This window comes from Coprobacter fastidiosus, assembly GCF_982245605.1.
Window position 1 is genome coordinate 77,640 of the sequence record NZ_CEVCIF010000001.1, and the last position, 23,260, is coordinate 100,899.

Below are 23,260 nucleotides of genomic sequence, written 5' to 3' on the forward strand. Positions count from 1 at the left end.
TGCTAATTTGCTAAATGGGCGATACGATCGATCAGTTCGTTCCCCAATTCTGTTTTTGCTTTAATATGTTCGTTTACGGTTTTTACAAAAGGATTATTCTCAAAAGCTCCTCTGACCTGTTCGAAATCGACATTTTTTTGTTGAGTGTTTCCGTCTATTCCGAATCCGGTTTTTGCAGTCATTGAGAATTCTTTTTTCGCATCGGCATATAACATCTCGTCGAGGCTTACAACGGCATCTTTCCATATATTGACGATTTCCGTAATATCTTGTGCCGTTATTTGGTCGATAGAACGGTGATACCATGATTGCATTACTTCATATGCCCATGCCCATTCTAAATCATAGTAGCGTTTATGCAGACTTATAAATGTTTGCTGTATCGGTTCGAGCGTTTTTATTTCTTCTGATTCTATTTGGTTGATGAGGCGGTCTATTTCCGATTTGGGAGCTATCAAGCCCGAAAGATCCAGCCAATCTCCTGTCCCTATGTTATTGTCGGGACGTAATCGCTCTCTTATTTCTTCATCGCTTTTGAACCGGATGTTTTCTAAACGTTTGATTATAGAGTTCCCTAAAAATTTGTTGATAGCTTTGGAGTATAAGTTAATACCCTTGACTAAAGATGTGTTTTTGATACAAGCGCTTTGATAGGAATACACTTCGGATGTTTCTCCCGAACTTTCCTGTAAATGGCGCAAAACGTCTATGGCTGTCAGCATTTTCTGTATCGTGTAGGGACTTAGTAGATTAAAATTCACCATGTCGAGGTGTTCCGGGTCTTTCCGATTATCTCGTTTCGGCCATTTTAGCGCATCCCGAATAGTTCCTACACTTTTCAGGTTTACTCCCGGTACGAGATATGATTCAGAACCTTTCTCGATAAGATAAGAAAAAGGAAGTTTAGACGTGTCCGGATGTCGCACATGCCGACCCATGACAAGAGAAAAAGCTCCTATTTTAGCAGGCCAAAGAACATAAGAATCACTTGTCGTTTTAGACCCTCTTTCTACGATGCCTTGGTGAATAGGTCCGAGTTTATACATATGGTTACTTTGGTTAGAACCGCTTCCTGCATTCAAGAAAGAAAACATGCCGGCGATTAAAAGACTCGATTTGTGCATCGATACGGTATAAGGCCCGGCGAAGATCGCGCAGGCTTCTCCGTTTTCTCCTTGACAATTACAGAAGAATAAAGAATCGTGTGCAGAGAAAAGGTGAGAAAGATGACAAGCTTGTCCGATAAAACAACGCATCATGACAACACCATCGCTGACATGTGCACCTGAACTGATAATGAAATCTTCTGCCATTACATTATGCCCGATCACGACGGGATCGTGTTCGTTACTGTTGATAGATCCGTTTTCCAGTCGTGAAGTTCCGTCGATGGTACAATAACTTCCGATACGGACATTTTTAATTGTTCCGGTATTTATGATAGTTACATGGTCTCCGATAGTTCCTGTTTCTGAGGCGTGATTTTCGGCATACGTGTCGATCATTTTTTTTAACTTCTCTATTAAGAGGGGGCGATGACGATATAAAGCTATGATATAAGCCAGATGAGCCGATAGTTTATCATAAATGGGAACTTCCCGTCCGCCTGTTTCGTTAAGTACAGAAACCTCTGTTCCGTTTCCGAATTTGCTTTTACCGTCAACTACCAGAATATTTACATTTTGGATGAAACTGTCATTCCCGATTCGGTAATTGGCGATATAATTAGGTACGTTTTCGATTAATACATCGTCTCCGATTTCGCAGTTATGTAAAGTCACGTGGCGCAATCCGGAATGTTTTTTTAATCCTCCATCTAACATGAACTCTTTTTTGAAAGCACCTAATTTTATTTGACCCGAAAAACGGGTATGACATATATGATCGGGAATAAAGTCCTTTGTTACGGATATTGCCGACCAATCATCTGCCATGCAGTTCTGCTGTTTTAATTGCTCGATTTCTGTAATCGTTAATCCTCTGTAAGCTCCCATTGTGTAGTGATGTATTAGTTGTATTTTAAAGTTTGCTCCTTTTTCAGAGCCTATATGTTTTCCTCTTCATCATATTTTTGAAAAAGGAAATCGTTATAAGGGAAACGGGTCACGTGTATCTCTTTAACACGTTCGTATAATAGTTTTTTTAGTTCTTCGATATTGTTTTTTTCTTTTGCCGATATGAAAATACAGTTTTCATTCATTCTGGCCATCCAAGTTTCTTTCAGCTCGTCTAACGAGATATTCTTTTTCGTTTTAGGCGATAGGTCATCCGGATCTTTTTCTACATACGAAAATGCATCGATTTTGTTGAATACGATTATCATCGGTTTATCGGAAGAATTGCAAACTTCGTGCAGCGTCTGATTCACGATTTCTATCTGTTCTTCGAAAGATGGATGGGAAATATCAACGACATGTACTAATAAGTCGGCATCCCGCACTTCGTCTAATGTAGATTTGAAAGATTCGACCAAATGAGTCGGAAGTTTCCGGATAAAACCTACTGTATCGGTCAACAAAAAAGGCAGATTGTCGATAATGACTTTTCGTACGGTCGTGTCTAAAGTCGCAAAAAGCTTGTTTTCAGCGAAAACTTCCGATTTACTGAGTAAGTTCATCAGAGTAGATTTTCCGACATTCGTATATCCTACCAGTGCGACACGCACCATCTTCCCTCTGTTTTTTCGCTGCATTTCTTTTTGCTTGTCTATTTGCTTCAATTCTGCTTTCAACCGGGAAATTTTATCCAAAATGATTCGGCGGTCGGTTTCAATTTGGGTTTCACCCGGACCGCGCATTCCGATACCTCCTCGTTGTCGTTCCAAGTGAGTCCATAACCGGGTCAATCGGGGAAGAAGATATTGGTACTGTGCCAGTTCTACTTGACTTTTTGCATTGGCGGTTTGCGCTCTTTTTGCAAAAATATCGAGGATAAGACTGGTGCGGTCTAATATTTTTACTTGCAGTTCTTTTTCTATGTTTTTTAATTGCTTCGGAGAAAGATCATCGTCGAAAATAACGAGACCTATTTCGTTTTCTTCAACATAATCTTTGATTTCCTGTAATTTCCCGGCTCCGACAAATGTTACGGGATTTGGATATTCTAACCGTTGTAAAAATTTCTTGACCGGTTCTGCTCCCGCTGTTTCTGCCAAGAACGCTAACTCGTCCAGATACTCGTTCGCTTTTGTTTCGTTTTGAGTTTGGGTGATAATACCAACTAAGACCGTGCGTTCAGATTCTTGTTTAGTCAGGATAAATTCTTTCATTGACAATATTCTTATAATTATTGCAAATATAATGCAAATGGCTTATATTTTGTTCTTCTTGCAGTTATAAACTGTATATATCCTAATCTTATTGACAGAGTTACAAGTCGAGACGCTTTTTTACTATTGCAGGGTTGCCTGCGGCAAAAGAGTCATCGGGAATGTCTTTGACTACAACACTTCCTGCTCCGATAATGCACCGGTTACCGATCGTTACTCCCGGACAAATTACGACACCTCCTCCGATCCAGCAATCATCTCCGATCGTGATCGCTTCTCCGTGTTCTACTCCGGTAGCTCGTGTTGTGTAGTCGTATGGATGAATCGGTGCATAGATCTGGACATTCGGACCTATCAGTATATTTTTACCTAAAGTGATGGGGGCAGTGTCTAAGATTGTGCACCCGTAATTGATGAAGCCGTTTTCTCCTCCATATATTAAAAAACCGAAATCACAAAGAAAGGGGGGCTGTATTCGCAATGTAGGATGCGCATTGGGTAGTAATTTACCTAATAGAGGGTTTTCTTCGAGACAATTGACAAAGGATTCTTTATTGTATTGTTCGACTAAAGCTAATGCTTGTTGATGCATTTGTTGTAATTCGGAGTCATAAGGAGTGTATAATTCTCCCGCTAACATTTTTTCTTTTTCTGTTTTCATTCGTTATTCTTGAGTGAAGATAAAATTTGTTTTGTCTGAAAGATTCTCATTGAAAGAAAAACCTTCCCATGAAAAAGCTTTCAGGTCTTCAGGTTTTTCGATTTTATTTTTGATTATGAAACGTGTCATAGCACCGCGAGCCATTTTTGTATAAATGACGACAGTCGTCTGTTTTCCGTTTTTCCAGACTTTAAATTGCGGAGTAATAATGGTAACGGAAGATTCTATTTTTTTCCAATCGAATAATTGTTTCATTTCGCTACTTGCCAGATTGAACAAAATATTCCCGTTTTTTCTTATTTCCGATAAAAGCGGTTGTGTCAGTCGGGATTTCCAGTATTCGAACATGGAGTCTGTTCCGGTTTCGGGTAATGAGACATTGCCTTCTAATCGATATGGTTTGATGCCGTCTAAAGGGCGTAATAATCCGTAACAAAAGGACGTGATTCGTAAATGTTCTTGTGCATATAAAAATTCTTCACGAGTAAAGTCTTCCGGATTGATATTTTTGAATACGATTCCCGTATATGCAAGCAGAGCCTGCAATGTCGGTGTCTCTTCGGAGTGGAAGAGTCTGTATCGTTCATAGTTTTCCATAGCCAATCGGGAAGTAGTATGTAACATCCTTTTTAGCTCATCGGGAGAATATTCGGTTAGTTGCAGGATAATATCCGAAGCCTCTTTTCCGAATTTCGGAGTAGTAAGAGCCGGAGCTTTTATTCCGGTCGTGTCACACATTGTTTTGGCACAAGATAGAAGTGTCATCATAATCGTGTCGGTAAAATGTTTATTCAGTAAATGTAAAAGAAAAAATCGTATTATGGAAAAACTTCTTTTGGTATGGTTAATATATTATTGTGTATTTTGTTGGATTACAATTTTTTTTATCTTTGTGAAAGTTGAATTCGTCGTCAGTCGCTGATTAATACCATGTGCTTATAATAGGTCTATGAAAATCTCTCAAGTATATTTGATTTTTAGTGTATTCTTTATTATCGGTTTTGGAGAAGCTTATTCTATTTTAGACAAATCTCGGTATTTGTTTCATACGTTTCCTGTATCTATCAATACACATCAAGCTGTTACGTCTATAACGAGAGACCGTCAGGGGAAAATGTGGATAACAACAGAAGATGATGTTATGAGTTTTGATGGATATTCTTTTGTGTCGTTTATTCGTAAAGTGGATAAACCGGAGAATGCCGACCGGATGATGTTTAATCGTATTATCCCTGATTATTGCGGTAATTTGTATTTATCCAGTAGATATGGTGGTCTGTTTCGGATGTCTGCTGACCAGCTTTGTTTTAAGAATTTGTTTAAAGGAAATGTTGCATTCCCATGCGAATCTTCTGATCATAAAATTTGGCTATTATATAATGAGCAACCTTTCGTGTTTGATCCTGCAACTGGTGAACTAATGAAAGTTTCCGGTATGGAACGGGAAAAAGGCAGTTGCTTGTATGTTTTTAATAATGAATTTTGGGCAGGTGGTATTGCCGGTGGAATATTCCGCTTTGATACCGATTCCCAGAGGTTTGTCCCTTTTTCTCAATTGTTTGTTAAAGATCTGATTCAGAGAATTGTGAGATATGGAGATTTTGTTTATGTTTTATCTGATCATAGTGGATTATTTAAATATGATATGTCGGGAATATTGGTACAACATTATCCTTTATCTCATGATGGCAAAACTTCTGTTTATACGAAGGATATGAATATAGATAGTCAGAATGTGATGTGGATTGGAGTACAAAACGGTCTTTTTTTGCTGGATCTTCAAAGCGGAGATGACTTTTTTTTACAGAATGATCCACATCAGTTATATTCGTTACCCTATAACTCTGTTTGGACTATATATACTAATGAAGATGGAGAGGTTTGGACTGGCACATACGGAGGAGGACTGGCATATTTTAATTATTCCGATTCTCATTATCGTTTTTTCACCCAGACGACCGAAATACCGTTAAGTTATAATATTGTCAGTTGTTTTGCCGAAGATCAAGATCATAATATTTGGATTGGAACAGAGGGGGGCGGTCTGAATCGGTTGGACAGGGAATCAGGACGTATTACTTACTATAAACATAATAGTAGGCCGGATAGTCCGGGAAGTAATTTAATAAAAAAGTTGTACTATCATCCTATTTATGGAAAACTGTATGCCGGGTTATATAGGGGAGGGCTGAATGAAATAGATCCACATACGGGTAAGGCGTTTCGTTACCGATTGCCTGACCCTTCAAAATCTTCCCGAAATTTGGACGTTTATGATTTTGAAGTTCTTAACGATAGTATTGTCTTAGTGATAGATAAAGAGAGGGGAGTGTTTTCTTGCAATATACGGCTTGGAACGACCCGCCCGTTGTTTCCTGATGAGAAATTGAAATTTTATAGTTTATATAAGACAAGAGACGGATTATTATGGTTAGCGGGACAGCAAGGTATTGTCGTGATTAATCCTAATAATCAAAAGATCGTAAAGCGCTATGATAAGTATTCTGAAAAGGGCCGGTTAAGTGGTAATAATGTATATACAATTTGTCAGACTGTTACAGGAGATGTTTGGATCGGTACGCGGGGCGATGGGGTGACAGTTATCAGTCCTCGAGGGAATGAGACTTATTATAATCGAAAAAACGGGCTTGATGCCGATATTGTGTATAGTATATTAGAGGATGCAGAGTTTCATGACCTTTGGTTAACAACTGATAAAGGCATGTTTCATTATGTAACGTCTTCAAAAGAGTTTGTTCGGTTTGATCTGCCTGATGCATTTGTCTCCGGATCTTTTTATCCGAATGCCCAATATAAAACGGCTTTAGGAGATTTGTTATTCGGACATACAAATGGTTTTTTGTGGATTGAACCTTCTCGAATAAAAGTAAATCGGAATAAAGCTTCAGTATATTTTACGGGGTTATATATTAATAATGTTAAGGTAGAGCCGAAAGAAAAAAAATCACCGTTAAAACAAGATATCTCAGTAGCCGACAAAATTGTGTTGGATGCTTCTGATACGAATATAGCTTTTAGTTTTGCATCGTCGAATTACCTTTATCCGTCCAGAAATCAGTTTGCATGTAGATTGAAAGGTTTCGATGACAATTGGAGGGTATTGGCTCCAGGGGAGTATAAGGCTTATTTTTCAGGATTATCTACCGGCCGGTATGTTTTTGAAGTGAAAGCAGCAAATAATAATGGGATATGGAATGATGCCGTTACTTCGGTAGTGGTGATCAAGAATCCGCCTGTATGGTTTACCTGGTATGCATTTGTTGCTTATTTCTCAGTTTTGGTTTTTCTGTTTTATTGGTTATGGCGCAATTCATCTCGTTTCCGGTATTTACTTTTGCAGTTGTCGAAAGAACAGGAACAACGGATGCGGATAGAACAAACAACTGAGCAAAAAGTCTCTTTTTTCACGAATATATCTCATGAACTACGAGCGCCTTTGAGTGTGGTTAATGATTTGATTATACGTTTACGTCCCGGTTTGAGGGATAATAAAGAGTCTGAAGAGCTGTTGGGACAAATGCAATCCCAGGTTATAAGGGTAAATAATTTGCTTGATCAGTTGTTGGATATACAAACGATTGAGGGTAATTCTTTAATTATTAACTGTTTTAAGGGGGATTCTGTCACTTTTTTTCGAAAACTGTGTTCTAATTATGAGAATGTAGCGACAGGATATAATATTTCTATAATATTTAAGTCCGCTTTTGCTTCTGCAACTTTTTTGTTTGATCCGCTTATATGGGAAAAGATAATAGGTAATTTATTTATTAATTTGGTTCGTTATCTCCCTTCCGGAAATGATTTGACTTTTTCTTTGGAAGAGCCTGATACCCGGCATTTGGAGCAAAGCGGTTATTCTACGTTAGATAGCAAGAGAAAAATATCTTTAAGAATTTCAGGAAATGGAGTATTGTTATCTTTAGATGAAGCAAACGCTTTGTTTTATAGGTTCTATTCAGAAGCAGGAAATACTATTTCGGGGATAAATGCCGAATCTCGTTTAGGTTTGTCTTTGGTTAAAGAATTACTGGCATTATTGCAGGGGAATATATTTTATACTTATGTGGAGAGAAAGCTTGAATTCAATATCGTTTTTCCTGTAGAGTCCGCTCAAATGTCGTCCGTAAATTCAGAAGACTTCGATTTATCTTCTTATACTTTTTCTTATACGGCTCATTTATTGTCCGGGTTATGTCCCCAAATAAACAAGGAGGAATCGGAAACGATAGAAAAGAAAAAATATTCGATATTAATTGTCGAAAGGGATGCCGTATTAAGGAGTTATTTGACGGATATTTTGTCTTCGAAGTTTTCGGTTATTGCAGCGAAAGACGGGAAGGGAGCTTTAGAGATAGCTTTGCGGGAGAGGATTTCTGTGATACTTACAGAGATCATGATTCCTATAATCGATGGTTTTGAACTATGTAGGCAATTGAAATCCAATCCTACAACATCAAATATACCGATCATTATTTTATCCTCACGTTTATCTGAAAAAGACAAATGGAAGGGTATGGACTCTGGGGCGGACTTATATATAGAAAAGCCATTCGATTCAGCGTTATTGATTCGGCAGATACAGAATTTGATTCGAACTCTTGAAACCCAACGAATGATTTCAGGAAAAACATTGGTACCTGTACCGACTCCCGTTTCGGTGGAATCTGCGGATAGTATTTTTTTGCAAAGAGCATTAGTGTTGATAGAGAAAAATATGGATGATCCGTCATATGATGTGGAAAATTTTGTTTTAGATATGGCAATGAGCCGTTCGTTGTTGTACAAAAAAATAAAACTGTTGACCGGACATTCTGTGAAAACGTTTATTTTAGAAATAAAGTTGAAACGAGCTGTACAGCTTTTGACCGATACGGATTTGAATATAAGTGAAATATCGGATCGAGTAGGCTTTACCGAATCTCGTTATTTCGGTACTTGTTTTAAAAAACGCTTTGGTATGACTCCGAGCGAGTTTATAAAGGAAAAGAGAAAAGCCGATAAATAACATCTGTTTATGTGCGGTATTTGTCCATAAAATGTTTAAAAAATGGTATAACTCCGTTTTTATACATCTTATAAATGTCTGTAAACCAATTCCTGTTTTTCGTACTTGATATTTGTATTGTCGGAATAGACCGATAAATAATATTAACCTTTAAATATTTTAGATTATGAAAAACAGATTACTGCTTCTTTCGGTTTTTTTATTAGCTGGAGTTATTTCTAAAGCCCAAAATTTAATTACGAATGGAGATTTTGAAAACTCGGATGGCTGGATAGTCGCTTCTCAAATGGTTAGAGGTGATGCCGCAATAGTAGATCATAGTCCTGATTTGCCGTTGGAAGATGGGGGAAGTAAGACTATGAGGCTTCATGGAAATTCAAATATTTTGACTACTGCCAAAACTTATTATAGAAGAGATGAAATAGCTGCTGCAGTAGAGAAACAGGTCTATACACTTACTTTCTGGGCAAAGGGAAAAAATGCAGAAATGGATATTTATCTTGCATTGGTAGGGAAAAATGCCGCAGGTGCGAATAAAGTTGATTTAGGAAATGGCGTGTTTACTATTCCGGCTGATGATGTATGGCGAAAATACACAAAAGTTTTAGATTACTCTTCCGGTAAAGTTATGGCCGGAACTGTAACTGATGTTTTAGAAGAAACGGAATGGGATTTTACTCAGCCTTTTACCTTTCGTATAGGTATTGCCGGTCCGCAAGATATGACGGGTAAAAATGCTTATGTTGCATTGGATAATGTGAGTATTGTTGCAGGAAATACTTCCGGTATAAAATCTTATAGCGACAATTGTGCTGGTGAAATATATGGTAGTTCTTCGGGAATTGTCGTGAACGGTATTGAAGGGAAAGTCTCTTTTTATACAGCAACAGGAAGTCTGGTAAAATCGTCATATGTTGATGGTTCTTCTTCGGTATTTGATTTGCCACAGGGGGTGTATTTGGTGCAGGTGAATGGGAATAAAGTGTATCGAGTTATACGTTAGGAAGGAGTCTTATAGATTAAAATCTAAAAGTGATGAGAAATAAATTATTATTGATTGCTGTTTTGTTAGGGGGATTATCATCTCTTTGGGCACAGGAGAATAAGTTGATGAATGCCGGATTTGAAGAAGGTACGGTAAAAACCAAACGTGGAGGGGTTGAGAATGGAGAATGGTATAAAAATAATTTGCCGAATTCATCGATAATGCCTGTTGTAAATGTTGCGTATGAAGGAGATAAATCTCTACGATTTGTTTGTAATGATAGGATCGATACTCGTTATAAAAATTTTGTAGCTCAGAAAGGTCTTCAATTAAGTCGAAAAAAAATAAAGGTGTCGTTTTATGCTCGGTCAGCTAAACCTGTAATACTGAATGTCTCTTTTGTCGGTTTTGCAGAAGGTAAAGGAAATAAATCGATTGCCGGTCGTGGTGAAAATGTCAATATAACGGGCGATAATGATTGGCATTTATACACCGTAGAAGTGGATTTGGGATCAGGAAAAATCGTTTCGGATAAGAAAACTCATAGTTTAAATTTTGATGAGCCTTTTGAATTGAGAATTGCTGTCGATGGGGGACAAGATTTCAGTCGTGCGAAATCTGTTTTTTATATTGATAACATTTCTGTAAATGAAAAAGTGTAGGTGTTAATTTTTTATTATAAAACTACCGGCTTATTCTTGTCTCATCTGATATTTGAAAGCTTGGGGATAGGTCTGAGCCGGTTCTAAGATATACATATATGCAAATACTTGTTTTGAAAAAAATATGTGTTTTGATAGCTTCTTTGTTACTATTTGCGAATAATACAATTGCTCAAAAAAACAGTATGAGCAAAATTATTGATGAAGCTTTCAAAAACGCAAGTTCTCAATATGCAGGATTAATAAACGAGATGTCTTCTACTCCGGGCCTTTTACCCCATTCTATTTTGCCGGACGGATCTTTACATCGGGTATCTCCGTCTTCTTGGGTAAGCGGTTTTTTCCCGGGATCTCTTTGGTATATTTATGAGTATACGGGAAACGTTACTGTTCGTAAAAATGCTGAGAAATTTACAACTTATCTGAAGACACAAAAAAATAATAACAAAACGCATGATATCGGTTTTATGCTTTATTGCAGCTATGGCAATAAATGGCGGTTATGCGGAAAGGATAAAGAAACAGAAGATGTCCTGTTGTCTGGAGCAAAGGCGTTAAGCTCTCGTTTTAATGTTCAAGTGGGTTGTACGCAATCTTGGGATACCGGTAAATGCGGTTGGAGTTTTCCGGTTATTATCGATAATATGATGAATTTGGAATTATTGATGTGGGCATATAAAACAAGTGGTGATCCGGTATTTAAGAATATTGCCGTCAGGCATGCCGATACGACCTTAAAAAACCATTTTAGAAAAGATAACAGTTCATATCATGTTGTCTCTTATAATCCTAAAACCGGAGCAGTAGAGAAAAAAGAGACGCATCAGGGATATAGTAACGAAAGTGCATGGGCGAGGGGACAAGCCTGGGGGCTATACGGCTATACGATGATGTATAGGGAGACCGGAAATAAGTCTTATCTCGAAATGGCCCGCAAGATCGCATCTTTTATCATTCGTCATAAAAATTTGCCTAAAGATAAAATTCCTTATTGGGACTTTGATGCACCTAATATTCCTCATGCATATCGAGATGTTTCGGCAGGTGCTATAATATGTTCGGCCCTAATAGAATTGAGTGGTTATGTAAAGGCAGATGAAGCTGATGAATATCTTGCTGTCGCCGAGACGCAATTGCGCGCTTTGGCTTCTCCGGCTTATACAGCCAAGCCGGGAACAAACAAATTCTTTATTCTGAAACATTCTGTCGGTTATTTGCCCGGGAATAGGGAAATAGATGTTCCTTTGAGCTATGCCGATTATTACTATCTCGAAGCTATGCTTCGTTTCAAAGATAGAGTATTAAAGAAATAACCTAATATATGTCAGGCCATGAAAATAAACGATTATTATTGTATCTATCTACTGTCATTATTACGAAAATGGCGGTTCGTATATATGTTTTTTCTTGTTTTGTTATCCTGTGTTTCTGTTTATGCTCAGCAAAACCGTAATATTTCGGGAAAAGTAATGGATGAGAAAGGGGAAATGCTGCCCGGTGTCAGTATTATGTTAAAGGGAACTTCCCGAGGAACGATGAGTGATGCGAATGGAGCTTTTTCTATTTCTGTGTCTTCTGATACTTCGGTTTTGATATTTTCGTTTGTCGGTTATGAATCTCAAGAAATCCCTGTGAAAAAAAATAAGCAGTTGCGGGTTATTATGACCGAAGATGTGCGTCAGTTGAATGAAGTCGTAGTAATGGGATATGGATCTTTTTCCCGGAAAGATGTGACCGGATCAGTTGCGAAAGTAGACATGGACGAGCTGTCAACCATTCCGGTATCTTCTTTTAGCGAGGCTTTGGAAGGTCGTGTTGCCGGTGTACAGATACAGGCCTCTGACGGGCAACCCGGAGAGACTCCCGGAATATTGATTCGTGGAAATAATTCCTTGACTCAAGATAATTCTCCGTTATATGTCGTAGACGGTTTCCCTATGGAAGATTTTGATGCGGCTTCGATAAGTAATGATGATATAGAATCCTTAAATATTTTGAAAGATGCTTCGGCTACGGCTATTTATGGAGCTCGGGCTGCTAATGGAGTTGTGGTCATAACGACAAAGAAAGGACGGAAAAGTCGCCCGATTATATCGTTCAGTGCATCGTTGGGATGGCAAGAAATCAGCAAACAGATGGAGATGATGTCTCCGTATGAGTTTGTTCGTTATAATCTCGAACTAAAGCCGGATATTACCGAGAGACGCTATTTGTCAGGATGCAATATGACTTTGGACGATTATAAAAATATGAAAGGGATAAATTGGCAAGATGAGATACAGAATGATTGTCCTTTGCTGATGACATATAACTTGAGTATAAGAGGCGGTAATGATCGTACGAAATATTCCGTTTCCGGTTCTACTTATAATCAGAATGGAGTTATTGATAATTCCGGATATGATCGATATACAGGACGAGTTTCTTTGGATCAACGAATAAATCGCTTTTTCTCTGCCGGATTAAATGCCGGATATACTGAAATGACAAAGTTCGGACAAAACCTGGCTACGGGTGATACTGAAAGCAATTCTACAACTTATTTGCTGTATCGTACGTGGGCATATAGGCCGGTAGGAACCGGAGGCAGCTTGGATATATTGGATGAAATTGTAGATGAGGATAACCTGTCGGCAACTGATGTACGGATCAATCCGGTACTCTCAAATGCGAATGAGTCGAGAAAGACCCGGTTAAAGGTCCTTACGACGAACGCTTATTTGGAAGCAAAACCACTTAGCGGATTGACTATTCGGATTACCGGTGCTTTAAATAAACGGATGCAACGGCGAGAAACCTTTAATAATTCGAAAACGACACAAGGAAGTCCTTTGAATAAATTGAATACAAGAGGCCAGTGGGGATCGGTTCTCAATGATGAACGTTCGGTGTGGAGTAATGAGAATACGGTAACTTATAATAAAACATTTTCTGGCGCTCATCATTTGAATGCAGTTGCCGGATTTTCGGTACAAGGAGGAAGGAACACGACTTACGGCTCGTCTGCAATTTTAGTGCCGAACGAAGAATTGGGAATCGATGGTTTAAGTGAGGGAACTCCTTACACGGTAACGTCGGATAATACGCATTATACTATGGCATCTTTTTTCGGACGTGTAAATTATAGTTTGTATTCGAGATATTTATTTACGTTTACATTCCGAGGTGACGGATCTTCTCGATTTGCACCCGGGAATCGGTGGGGATATTTTCCGTCAGGTGCATTTGCCTGGAATTTTTCAGAAGAACCGTTTATGAAAAGAGTCTCTTTTATTTCTACCGGTAAATTGAGAACAAGTTATGGAGAAACGGGCAATAACAGGGTTTCTGATTTTTCTTATTATCCTTCGATAGGATTGCCTATTGCGAGTTGTTACTCTTTCAATAACGGCACTCCAACACATGGCTTTATTCCTTCGGGTATTTCCAACTCCGAATTGAAGTGGGAAAGGACAGGTCAGTTCGATATTGGAGTAGATCTCGGATTTTTTAGAGATAGAGTACAACTGACGGTCGATTGGTATCAAAAAATTACCCGGGATTTGTTACTATTGGCAGATCTTCCTTATACAATGGGTTTTGAATCGGCCTATGAAAATGTCGGAAAAATGAGAAACCGAGGATTGGAAATATCTTTGAAAACCGTAAATGTTAAAACTCGGAATTTCCGTTGGGAAAGTGATTTCAACATAAGTTTTAATCGTAATAAAATATTGTCTCTTACCGGAAATCAACGCAATCTGTATTCTTTTGTTCCTTTGAATACGAACTTTAATAATTCTCCGCTGTATGTTGCGCAGGTGGGGCAACCGACGGGAATGTTTTTCGGATATGTGTTTGATGGAATTTATCAAGAAGAAGATTTTGACCAGCCTTCACCGGGGAAATATATTCTTAAGGATAATGTCCCGACCAACGGAAATGAACGGTCGGTGATACAACCGGGTGATATCAAATATCGGGACTTAAACGGCGATGGAGTTGTCAATACTTATGATCAGACAATTATCGGTCGGGGGCAACCGTTGCATACTGGAGGTTTTAATAATACATTTACATATAAAGGCTTTTCATTGGGAATATTCTTAAGTTGGTCTTATGGTAACGATGTTTATAACGCCAATCGTCTTTTTCTCGAAGGGAATACTCTGGTGGCTACAGATATAAATCAGTATAAAAGTTATGAAAACAGGTGGACTCCGGAAAATAGAAGTAATAAATATTTTCGGACAGGAGGACAAGGTCCTGCAGGGTATCATTCTTCTCGTGTTCTGGAAGATGGTTCTTATCTGCGGTTGCAGAATCTGACTTTCGGGTATAATTTTCCGCGGAAATGCTTGAAGAGGATATATCTCAGTTCTTTAAATTTGAGTTTTACAGCAAGAAACTTAGTGACATTTACGGGATATTCGGGGATGGATCCGTCTGTTTCTACAAGAAGCAGTATTTTGACACCTTCATTCGATTATTCGGCCTATCCTTCGGCTAAATCATTTATGTTCAGTTTGAAAACGACATTTTGAAACTTTAAATTTAGAATAGTATGAAATATAAATATTATATTCTTGTAGCCTGTCTTTCGGCTTTTTTATCATCATGTTCAGATTTTTTGGATACAGAGCCGGATGATTTTTTGTCGTTGACTTATTACGAAACGGAGGATCAGTTGGAATATGCATTAGCCGGTGTTTATGATATTTTGGGAAATACGGCTTTCTATGGTCAGCAGTATATCTGTCGTATGGGAAATGAGGCTGATGAAGGTTATTTTAACCGGGAAGAGGTAATGGAAGGTCCTCAAGTATATAATTTTTCTACTTCCGATAATATAGTACAAGGACTGTGGAAAATTTTGTATGATGGAATTAATCGAGCCAATCTTGTATTAGCGAGCCTTGAACAGAAACCTGCTGTCGATCCTTTATTGGCAGACCGGATAAAGGGCGAAACTCTTTTTTTGAGAGCATATTATTATTTTATTTTAGTAGAACATTGGGGCGATGTTCCTTTGATATTGTCTCCTACTGTTGATCTCAAAAATAAAGAAGTCGGGAGAACTCCTTCGGAAAAGGTATATGAACAGATTATCGGAGATATGGATTTGGCTGAAGATTTGGTTCAGTCGGCTACGGAAGCCGGATTCGGCGGTCGGGTCACGAAGTCTGCGGTACGAGGTATTTTAGCTCGGGTTTGTCTGCGTATGGCCGGTAATCCGTTAAATGATGAAAGTCGTTATGCCGAAGCTCGTTCGTGGGCAAAAAAAGTAATAGACGATACAGAATCAGGTCATCGTTTACATCCGGATTATAGTCAGGTATTCATCAATTATGCACAGGATAAATATGACATAAAAGAGAGTATTTGGGAAGTGGAGTTTTGGGGTAATGCCCAAAATTCTTATCGTGAGACGGGGCGTGTCGGAGCTTGGCTGGGTTTGCGTAGTGAGAGCGAGGAAATAGGGTTGGCCTATGGGCATATAAGTGCTACAGCATATCTTTACCGTTTATATGATACGGGTGATTTGCGAAGAGATTGGGCAATCGCACCTTATACATACGGTAAGGACGGCTCTCATATTCCGCGTCCGGAAGCCGTAGGTTTTGATGCGTGGAAACGTTATTGCGGTAAATGGCGTCGGGAATATGAGACTGTTTATCCGAGAGCGAATAATGCTACTTCACAAAACTTTCCGTTGTTGCGTTATTCTGATGTCTTATTAATGTTTGCTGAAGCAGATAATGCTGTAAATCATGGCCCGACTCAGGAGGCTTATAATGCTATAAATCTTGTGCGTCGCAGGGCTTTCGGGTTATTGGATGTAAACGGTAAAACCGATCTGACACAACCGGAATCCTGTGATTTATCAGGACTCAATGAGACATCTTTCCAAGAGGAAATTATGAATGAACGTTCTCGGGAGCTATGTTTTGAGGCATTGCGAAAACAAGATCTTATCCGATGGGGTAAGCTTGTCGAAAATATGAAAAATATAGAAAATTTGATCGATATGGAATATAGCGGGCAATTTTTTGTATTAGCTTTCCGGAATGTATCACAAAGGCATCTTTTGTTCCCTATTCCGGCACGAGAAATGATTTTAAATAAAAAGTTGACTCAAAATCCTCAATGGTAATGGAAAAAATAAGTATAAATCTAAAAGAGATATTTAGAGCCTCTGTATATATCGGTTCATTGTTTTGGGGGCTGATTGGGGTAACTGCTTGTGATCCTCAGATGGAATTGAGCGGTGATGTAGAAGATTTTACGGTTACATTGCTTACGCCTAAAATAAAGGCCGGCGAACAGGCTGTATTTGAGTTTACCGGAGATCCTGATATTATTTCTGTATTTACCGGTGAAGTATATAGCGAATATTCTTGTCGAGAACATCGTATATTGGAGAGTGGAGATTATAATCTGTCTTTCAGTACAGCGACTAAGTATGGAGTCCAGGAGAATCATTTTTCGATATTGATTTCATCAGACTTTAACGGAAACTATTCGGATATATCACATGTGAAAGCTGCTACATGGACTGATATAACCGATCGTTTTACGATAGCTACGGGTAATACGAACGGGACTTATGTCAATTCGGGAACTTTAAAGATGAATGAATTTATGGAAGAAGGTAAACCTGTATATATAGGATTACGCTATGTTAATCAGGCTACGGCGATAGCCGGAGCTTGTCGAACATGGTATGTTCGGGGTTTCCAGTTATCGACGGAGACTAATTTATTCGGAGAACAAGTTATTGCTGATATGTCATCAGCAGGGTTTTCATTAGTTGATGCCGGAATTGGGGGAGCTTGCCGTTCGACGATTTTATCGGTTATAACATTGCTTGGACCGGCAGGTACTTCATCGCAGGAAGCAAGTGAGAATTGGATGATAACAAAACCTTTAGTTCGCCAATCGCAGATAGATTTAGGTCCGGATCGTCCTACACCGTTGAAAGGCATGACCGAGCAACGTTTGTCGGAGTATAAGTATATTTATAAAGAACCGGGTAAGTATAGAGTGACTTTTGTCGCAACTAATGCCAATGCCGACCGTTCTCAAACTGTTGTGAGAGAAGTAGAAATTGAAGTAGAACCTTAAAATCAGACTACTATGAGTATGAATACCATGATAAAAAAAGGTTTTTGTTTAGTATTTGCGTTCTGTTTACCGTTGTCTATATTGGCTTTGGATTTAAACGATTTACGTCTTAATTGGTATAATGAGTTGACCGGGTATCCCTATGATCCGGAAGTAATAGAAATTAAAAATAAAATTACCAGTTTGACTTCGGCCGGAAAAAAGCAGTGGGATGCGATGATTAAAGATTCCGGCAGATCTCGGTTATGGAACGATCTTTCATATGGCAGTTCTGCCGATATAACTGAATCGTATGATCGGTTGCAGAGCATGGCTCTGGCTTATAATTTGGACGGATCGGACTTGTATCGGAATGAGCAATTGAAATCGGACATTCTTTCGGCTTTGGAATGGATGTATATGAATCAGTATAACGAAAGTACCAATGATTCGGGACAAAATTGGTGGGATTATAAAATCGGAGCTCCTCTCAGGTTGAATAATGTCATTGTTTTGATGTATGATAATATGCCTTCCGATTTACGGAACAAGTATTTGCTTCCGGTATTTCATTTTTGTCCGGATGTAGGACATTACACAGGTGCTAATCTGGCGTGGATAGCGACGGTTATTGCTGTACGGGGCATTATTTCCGGTAATGAAACGGATGTTATTTATGCTCGTAATAGTCTGAATCCTTTGTTTGATTATGTAACTCAAGGTGACGGGTTTTATGAAGACGGTTCGTTTATACAGCACGAACGTCATCCGTACACAGGTGGTTACGGAACATCGTTGTTAGCTACTTTAACCGACTTGATGATATTATATCATGGTTCTTCTATCGATTTTTCTGAAGAGAATAGAAATGTGGTTTCCGAATGGATATGGAGAGCTTTTGAGCCTCTTGTATTTCGGGGAGGCATGATGTCTATGGTAAGAGGGCGGGAGATTGCCCGATCTGCTACTACAGACCATAAAAGGGGACGTTCATTGGTACAGATTCTGATGCGGTTGCGGTATTTACTTCCTGAAGAGAGTTCTTTGAGGATTGCTTCTTTGGTAAAAGACTGGTTGATTTCTGATAAAACTTTTTCGGATTATTATGCGTACATGAATTCTATTCGAGCGATTAAAGAAACAAAAGCGTTGATAGAAAATACCGATATTCCTGTACGGGAAGTTTACGAAGTTTATCGTCAATTTCCCTGTATGGACAGAGCAGTGCAGCATCGTCCGACGTATGCGGTAGGAATATCCATGTATTCTTCCCGTATATATAATTATGAGAATACCAATCGTGAGAATATCAGAGGATGGCATAATGCCGATGGTGCAGTTTATCTATATACTCCGGATCAGAACCATTATGAGGGAAATTTTTGGGCAACCGTAAATCCGTATCGTATATCAGGAACGACTGTGGCCGAAAATTCTACGGCAAAGGCTAAAACTTTGTCTGAAAAATCATGGGTAGGAGGAGTCGGTATTTCCGGAAAATATGGTTGTTCCGGCATGTTCTATGAATCGAAAGATCCGGTGGTGAGTGCTAAAAAATCATGGTTTATGTTTGATGATGAGCTGGTCGCATTAGGTGCCGGCATTACAAATAAAAGTCAGGTGAATGTGTGTACTTATATCGATCAGCGAAAATTGGTCTCGGATAACCGGAATGTTTTTACAGTAGACGGTGTAAAACAAAATGCATTATTCGGATCGGATACAGCTCCGTTGAATTTGACCGGTGTTACTTGGGCGCATTTGTCCGGAAAGTATTCCGGAATGGAAGTCGGTTATTATTTCCCGGAATTTATGGATTTGAAAGCAATACGGCAACAACAAACAGGATCATGGAGAGATATAAATGAAGGTGGTAGTACGGCGGTACAGAAAGATTATTATTTGACTTTATGGAAAGAGCATGGGAATTGTTCGGATGATACTGATTCGGATGAAAATCGTTATAGTTATGTATTGATCCCGTCGTGTACTACTTCTCAGTTAAAAAATTACTGTTCCGATCCTGATATAAAAATATTGAGCAATACGTCATCCGTACAAGCAGTAATGGAAAAAACATTGGGGATAGTAGGCGCGAATTTTTGGAATAATTCGACTTCTCAATATGTCGCTGTAGATGGTGTCCCTTTTTTATATTGTGATAAAAAGGCGTCGGTTATGGTACGTGAAGGAAAGAACGAGATTGAGGTTTCCGTGTCAGATCCGACAATGTTGAATACCGATGAAATTATGATAAGATTGGTCTCTTTGGCTGCCGGATCGATCATAAGAAAAGATGAGCGGGTAACTGTTCTTTCTTATGAACCTTTGGTTTTGAGTTTTAATGTAAAAGATTTATCGGGGAGAGGGTTGAATGCCGTTTTTCAAAAAAAAGAGCTTTCATCTGTCGAACGGATACAGACCGACACGGTTTCTTTTGACCTGAAGTATGTTTCTGAAAAAGGGGATATAAATCTTTCGGTATATTCTCCTAAAGAACAAAAAGCTCTATTTAGAGTTACGGATATGAACGGGAGATTATTTGTCGAGCGGGAACTGTCTCTTGTTTCCGGAATGGAAAATTATTATCTCCCTTCGAAGTTTTTCTCTTCAGGGTGTTATCTGCTTTCATTGATTTTATCGGACAGAGTTATCAGTAAAAAATTTATCCGATAGGGAAACTATAAACTATTATAAAATAAGAAGTTTATGAGTCGATTTATTTTATTATGTATAACCGGTATTTTGTCTTTTTCTGTTGTTCATGCAGAATTGAAACTCGCATCTCTGTTTTCTGATAATATGGTTATTCAGAGAGATTCCTATGTGCCGGTATGGGGTTTTGCAGATCCGATGACCGAAGTTGCGGTACGGGGATCTTGGTGCAAACAGTGGAGTAGGGTAACTTCTGATTCGGCGGGTAAATGGAAAGTATATATAAAGACGCCTCCTGCCGGAGGTCCATTTTCTATTTGGTGTAAAAGTAAATCCGATAAGGCAGAAGTACGTAATGTCCTTTCGGGTGAAGTGTGGTTATGTGGCGGTCAGTCGAATATGGAAATGACGGTCAGAGGAAGTTTAAACCAACCAGTTCTACATGCAAATGATATTCTTATGGATGCTGATAATGAGCAAATTAGGCTAATGCGTATAGCTCGTAATGCACAGTTGATCCCTCAAGACACTTGTAGAGGACAATGGAAAACGGCATCTTCCGTATCGATTAGGTATTTTAGTCTTATCGGTTATTTGTTTGCAAAAACTTTACAAAAACAACTTAAAGTTCCGGTAGGAATGATTGAAACTTCTTGGGGCGGTTCAGCAATACAGCCGTGGATGAGTAGGGAGTGCTTAGAATCAATGAATATTTCTGTCCCGAATGATTTCCGTAATTTTAAAGTGCATCGTAGAGCACCCTCTTCTTTATATAATGGAATGGTTGCTCCGATTGCCGGTTTCGGAATACGGGGTTTTCTGTGGTATCAGGGTGAATCAAATGTAGGAGATACGGATTTGTATAGAAGATTACTTCCTGAAATGGTAAAGGATTGGCGTAAATCATGGAATAACGATACTTTACCTTTTTATTATGTTCAGGTTGCTCCGTATGATTATCCGAATGGGAATGGTGCATTGCTACGAGAGGCGCAGTTGAAAGCGTATAAGGATATTCCGTATAGCGGTATGGTTGTCATTACAGATGCCGGAATCGAAAAGTGCATTCATCCGTCAAATAAATCTATTGTGGCAAAAAGGTTGATCTATTGGGCGATGAATAGGACATACGGGAAACGTGCTATAGCTTGTGATTTCCCGGAACTGGATTCTTATGTTGTAAAGGATGGAAAAATGCTACTTCAGTTTAAAAATGCTCCGAACGGGCTGACATCGTATAATAAACCGATTACGCTTTTTGAGGTTGCTGGAGAGGATAGGGTATTTTATCCTGCAAAAGCTGTAATTGGTAAAGAAAAGGGGATTGTCGTTTGGAACGATCAAGTAAAGAATCCTGTCGCAGTGCGTTATGGATTTAGAAGTTGGATTAAAGGGGAACTTTATAGTACAGAAGGGATTCCTGTCCCTTCATTTCGGACAGATAATTGGAATGTTGAATAATTTAATATAGAGAAGAGTATGGGAAAAAATAAAATATCACGGCGAAGTTTTGTAAAGCAATTGGGTTTAATGGGTGTTGCCGTATCGGGTATTGCGTCTGTTTCTGCTGCGTTACCGATTAATTCAGAGGATAGAGAAAAAATATCTTTAAGAAAACGTTCTGTTCCTATATCAAAGGGTTGGGATGTAATTGTCGTTGGAGGAGGACCTTCGGGTTGCACTGCTGCTATTGCTGCAGCAAGAGAAGGTGCGAAAACGCTTTTGATCGAATCTACCGGAATGCTGGGTGGCATGGGTACTGCCGGACTGATGAATGCATGGTGTCCTTTTACCGACGGTGAGAAAATTATTTATAACGGATTGGCTGAAAAAGTAATGAGGGCGGCTAAAAAAGGTGTACCTCACGTCCCAGAAAACAGTTATAACTGGTTACCGATAAATACCGAGCAATTGAAAAGGGTATATGATGAAATGGTTTTGAGTTCAGGAGCTTCTGTATTGTTATTTACTCAGTTATCTGCTGTGGAAATGAAAAATGACGAAACGATAGATTCGATTATCGTGTCGAATAAAGCCGGACTGACGGCATATAAAGCGAAAGTATATATCGATTGTACTGGAGATGGAGATATGGCAGCCTGGGCCGGTGCAGATTTTCTGCATGGAGATGAGTCGGAGAAAGTACAATCTGCGACACTCTGTTTTTCTATGGCGAATGTAAATCAACAAAATTATAATAAAGCCCGCTATACGATAGAAGGTGCCAAACCGCAAAGCCCTATCCATAAAATTTTGGCTTCGGGTAAGTATCCTTTGATCCCTGATTCTCATTTTAATGTAAAAATGTCTGCACCCTCTTTTTTGATGTTCAATGCAGGACATATACAGGTGAATAGTACTGATCCTTTAGATCTTTCGGATGCAATGATACGAGGGCGGCAGCTGGTGAAACAAATGGATGAAGGGCTACATGAGTTTGCTCCGGAAATTTTCGGAGATTCTTATCTTTCGGCAACAGGATCGTTATTAGGCTTGAGAGAAAGCCGCCGTATTGTGGGCGATTATTTATTCACAATAGATGATTGGCTGGCACGGAGATCTTTTGATGACGAAATAGGACGGAATTGCTATTATATCGATGTCCATAAAAAGAATAAGAAAAAACGTTATCCTCGTTATTCCAAAGGGGAATCTCACGGTATTCCGTATCGTTGCCTTACTCCTAAGAAATTGAAAAATGTTTTGGTAGCAGGCCGTTGTATATCTACAGATGAATATGCTTTTGGCAGTTTGCGGGTTATGCCGGCTTGCTTGGTGACTGGTGAAGCTGCCGGATTGGCTGGGGCTTTGGCTGTTCGTTCCGAAAAACCGGATGTGCATGAAGTTGATGTAACTTTATTGCGGAAACGTTTAAAAGAGGAAGGACAGAATATACGGTAATCAGACATAAAAATAGAGT

14 protein-coding genes are annotated in these 23,260 nt (G+C 38.9%); 10 read left to right on the plus strand and 4 right to left on the minus strand.

Translation table 11 applies throughout. The annotated features are described in order from the left end of the window. Positions 1–2: 2 nt before the first annotated feature. The 4 genes from AC0UMU_RS00320 to yaaA all read right to left on the minus strand — a co-directional run bounded on the left by AC0UMU_RS00320 (position 3) and on the right by yaaA (position 4,697). A complete protein-coding gene (locus tag AC0UMU_RS00320; RefSeq protein ID WP_288639860.1) occupies positions 3–1,994 on the minus strand; it encodes a DUF4954 family protein in 1,992 nt (663 codons plus the stop codon). Positions 1,995–2,044: 50 nt separating this feature from the next. Continuing rightward, positions 2,045–3,268 carry a GTPase HflX gene (hflX, locus tag AC0UMU_RS00325; protein WP_022603118.1) on the minus strand — a complete coding sequence of 408 codons (1,224 nt, stop codon included), beginning with the start codon at positions 3,266–3,268 and terminating at the stop codon, positions 2,045–2,047. Between the two features lie 100 nt (positions 3,269–3,368). Next, positions 3,369–3,929 carry a sugar O-acetyltransferase gene (locus AC0UMU_RS00330; protein WP_022390096.1) on the minus strand — a complete coding sequence of 187 codons (561 nt, stop codon included), beginning with the start codon at positions 3,927–3,929 and terminating at the stop codon, positions 3,369–3,371. A gap of 3 nt (positions 3,930–3,932) precedes the next feature. Further along, entirely contained in the window at positions 3,933–4,697 is a 765-nt protein-coding gene (gene yaaA / locus AC0UMU_RS00335; protein ID WP_288639862.1) for a peroxide stress protein YaaA, read from the minus strand. A gap of 181 nt (positions 4,698–4,878) precedes the next feature. Between yaaA and AC0UMU_RS00340 the strand changes: the two genes are divergently transcribed. The 10 genes from AC0UMU_RS00340 to AC0UMU_RS00385 all read left to right on the plus strand — a co-directional run bounded on the left by AC0UMU_RS00340 (position 4,879) and on the right by AC0UMU_RS00385 (position 23,241). Next, entirely contained in the window at positions 4,879–8,955 is a 4,077-nt protein-coding gene (locus AC0UMU_RS00340; RefSeq protein WP_288639864.1) for a hybrid sensor histidine kinase/response regulator transcription factor, read from the plus strand. 166 nt (positions 8,956–9,121) lie between these two features. Beyond that, complete coding sequence (locus tag AC0UMU_RS00345; protein ID WP_288639865.1) at positions 9,122–9,958, plus strand: T9SS type A sorting domain-containing protein; 837 nt, start codon at positions 9,122–9,124, stop codon at positions 9,956–9,958. Between the two features lie 32 nt (positions 9,959–9,990). Next, positions 9,991–10,602, plus strand: a complete 612-nt coding sequence (locus AC0UMU_RS00350; RefSeq protein WP_288639866.1) for a hypothetical protein — start codon at positions 9,991–9,993, stop codon at positions 10,600–10,602. Positions 10,603–10,700: 98 nt separating this feature from the next. After that, positions 10,701–11,915, plus strand: a complete 1,215-nt coding sequence (locus tag AC0UMU_RS00355; RefSeq protein ID WP_288639867.1) for a glycoside hydrolase family 88 protein — start codon at positions 10,701–10,703, stop codon at positions 11,913–11,915. Between the two features lie 18 nt (positions 11,916–11,933). Then, the gene (locus tag AC0UMU_RS00360) at positions 11,934–15,125 is read left to right on the plus strand and encodes a SusC/RagA family TonB-linked outer membrane protein (protein ID WP_288639869.1); all 3,192 of its coding nucleotides are present in this window, start codon (positions 11,934–11,936) and stop codon (positions 15,123–15,125) included. Between the two features lie 20 nt (positions 15,126–15,145). Continuing rightward, the gene (locus tag AC0UMU_RS00365; protein ID WP_278583330.1) at positions 15,146–16,735 is read left to right on the plus strand and encodes a RagB/SusD family nutrient uptake outer membrane protein; all 1,590 of its coding nucleotides are present in this window, start codon (positions 15,146–15,148) and stop codon (positions 16,733–16,735) included. Continuing rightward, positions 16,735–17,706 carry a DUF5017 domain-containing protein gene (locus AC0UMU_RS00370; protein ID WP_278714973.1) on the plus strand — a complete coding sequence of 324 codons (972 nt, stop codon included), beginning with the start codon at positions 16,735–16,737 and terminating at the stop codon, positions 17,704–17,706. The genes AC0UMU_RS00365 and AC0UMU_RS00370 overlap by 1 nt, the downstream gene beginning before the upstream one ends. Positions 17,707–17,718: 12 nt before the next feature. Further along, positions 17,719–20,361 (plus strand): polysaccharide lyase 8 family protein, encoded by a 2,643-nt coding sequence (locus AC0UMU_RS00375; protein WP_288639870.1) that lies wholly within the window; start codon positions 17,719–17,721, stop codon positions 20,359–20,361. A 33-nt stretch (positions 20,362–20,394) separates the two neighbouring features. Beyond that, entirely contained in the window at positions 20,395–21,801 is a 1,407-nt protein-coding gene (locus AC0UMU_RS00380) for a sialate O-acetylesterase (protein WP_288639871.1), read from the plus strand. Positions 21,802–21,819: 18 nt separating this feature from the next. Continuing rightward, a complete protein-coding gene (locus tag AC0UMU_RS00385; protein WP_009317967.1) occupies positions 21,820–23,241 on the plus strand; it encodes an FAD-dependent oxidoreductase in 1,422 nt (473 codons plus the stop codon). Positions 23,242–23,260: the final 19 nt, after the last annotated feature.

Bases quoted from the DNA above. Each gene is read 5' to 3' on its own strand.
- AC0UMU_RS00320 (WP_288639860.1), bottom strand. From the start codon at position 1,994: ATGGGAGCTTACAGAGGATTAACGATTACAGAAATCGAGCAATTAAAA.
- hflX (WP_022603118.1), bottom strand. From the start codon at position 3,268: ATGAAAGAATTTATCCTGACTAAACAAGAATCTGAACGCACGGTCTTA.
- AC0UMU_RS00330 (WP_022390096.1), bottom strand. From the start codon at position 3,929: ATGAAAACAGAAAAAGAAAAAATGTTAGCGGGAGAATTATACACTCCT.
- yaaA (WP_288639862.1), bottom strand. From the start codon at position 4,697: ATGATGACACTTCTATCTTGTGCCAAAACAATGTGTGACACGACCGGA.
- AC0UMU_RS00340 (WP_288639864.1), top strand. From the start codon at position 4,879: ATGAAAATCTCTCAAGTATATTTGATTTTTAGTGTATTCTTTATTATC.
- AC0UMU_RS00345 (WP_288639865.1), top strand. From the start codon at position 9,122: ATGAAAAACAGATTACTGCTTCTTTCGGTTTTTTTATTAGCTGGAGTT.
- AC0UMU_RS00350 (WP_288639866.1), top strand. From the start codon at position 9,991: ATGAGAAATAAATTATTATTGATTGCTGTTTTGTTAGGGGGATTATCA.
- AC0UMU_RS00355 (WP_288639867.1), top strand. From the start codon at position 10,701: ATGCAAATACTTGTTTTGAAAAAAATATGTGTTTTGATAGCTTCTTTG.
- AC0UMU_RS00360 (WP_288639869.1), top strand. From the start codon at position 11,934: ATGAAAATAAACGATTATTATTGTATCTATCTACTGTCATTATTACGA.
- AC0UMU_RS00365 (WP_278583330.1), top strand. From the start codon at position 15,146: ATGAAATATAAATATTATATTCTTGTAGCCTGTCTTTCGGCTTTTTTA.
- AC0UMU_RS00370 (WP_278714973.1), top strand. From the start codon at position 16,735: ATGGAAAAAATAAGTATAAATCTAAAAGAGATATTTAGAGCCTCTGTA.
- AC0UMU_RS00375 (WP_288639870.1), top strand. From the start codon at position 17,719: ATGAGTATGAATACCATGATAAAAAAAGGTTTTTGTTTAGTATTTGCG.
- AC0UMU_RS00380 (WP_288639871.1), top strand. From the start codon at position 20,395: ATGAGTCGATTTATTTTATTATGTATAACCGGTATTTTGTCTTTTTCT.
- AC0UMU_RS00385 (WP_009317967.1), top strand. From the start codon at position 21,820: ATGGGAAAAAATAAAATATCACGGCGAAGTTTTGTAAAGCAATTGGGT.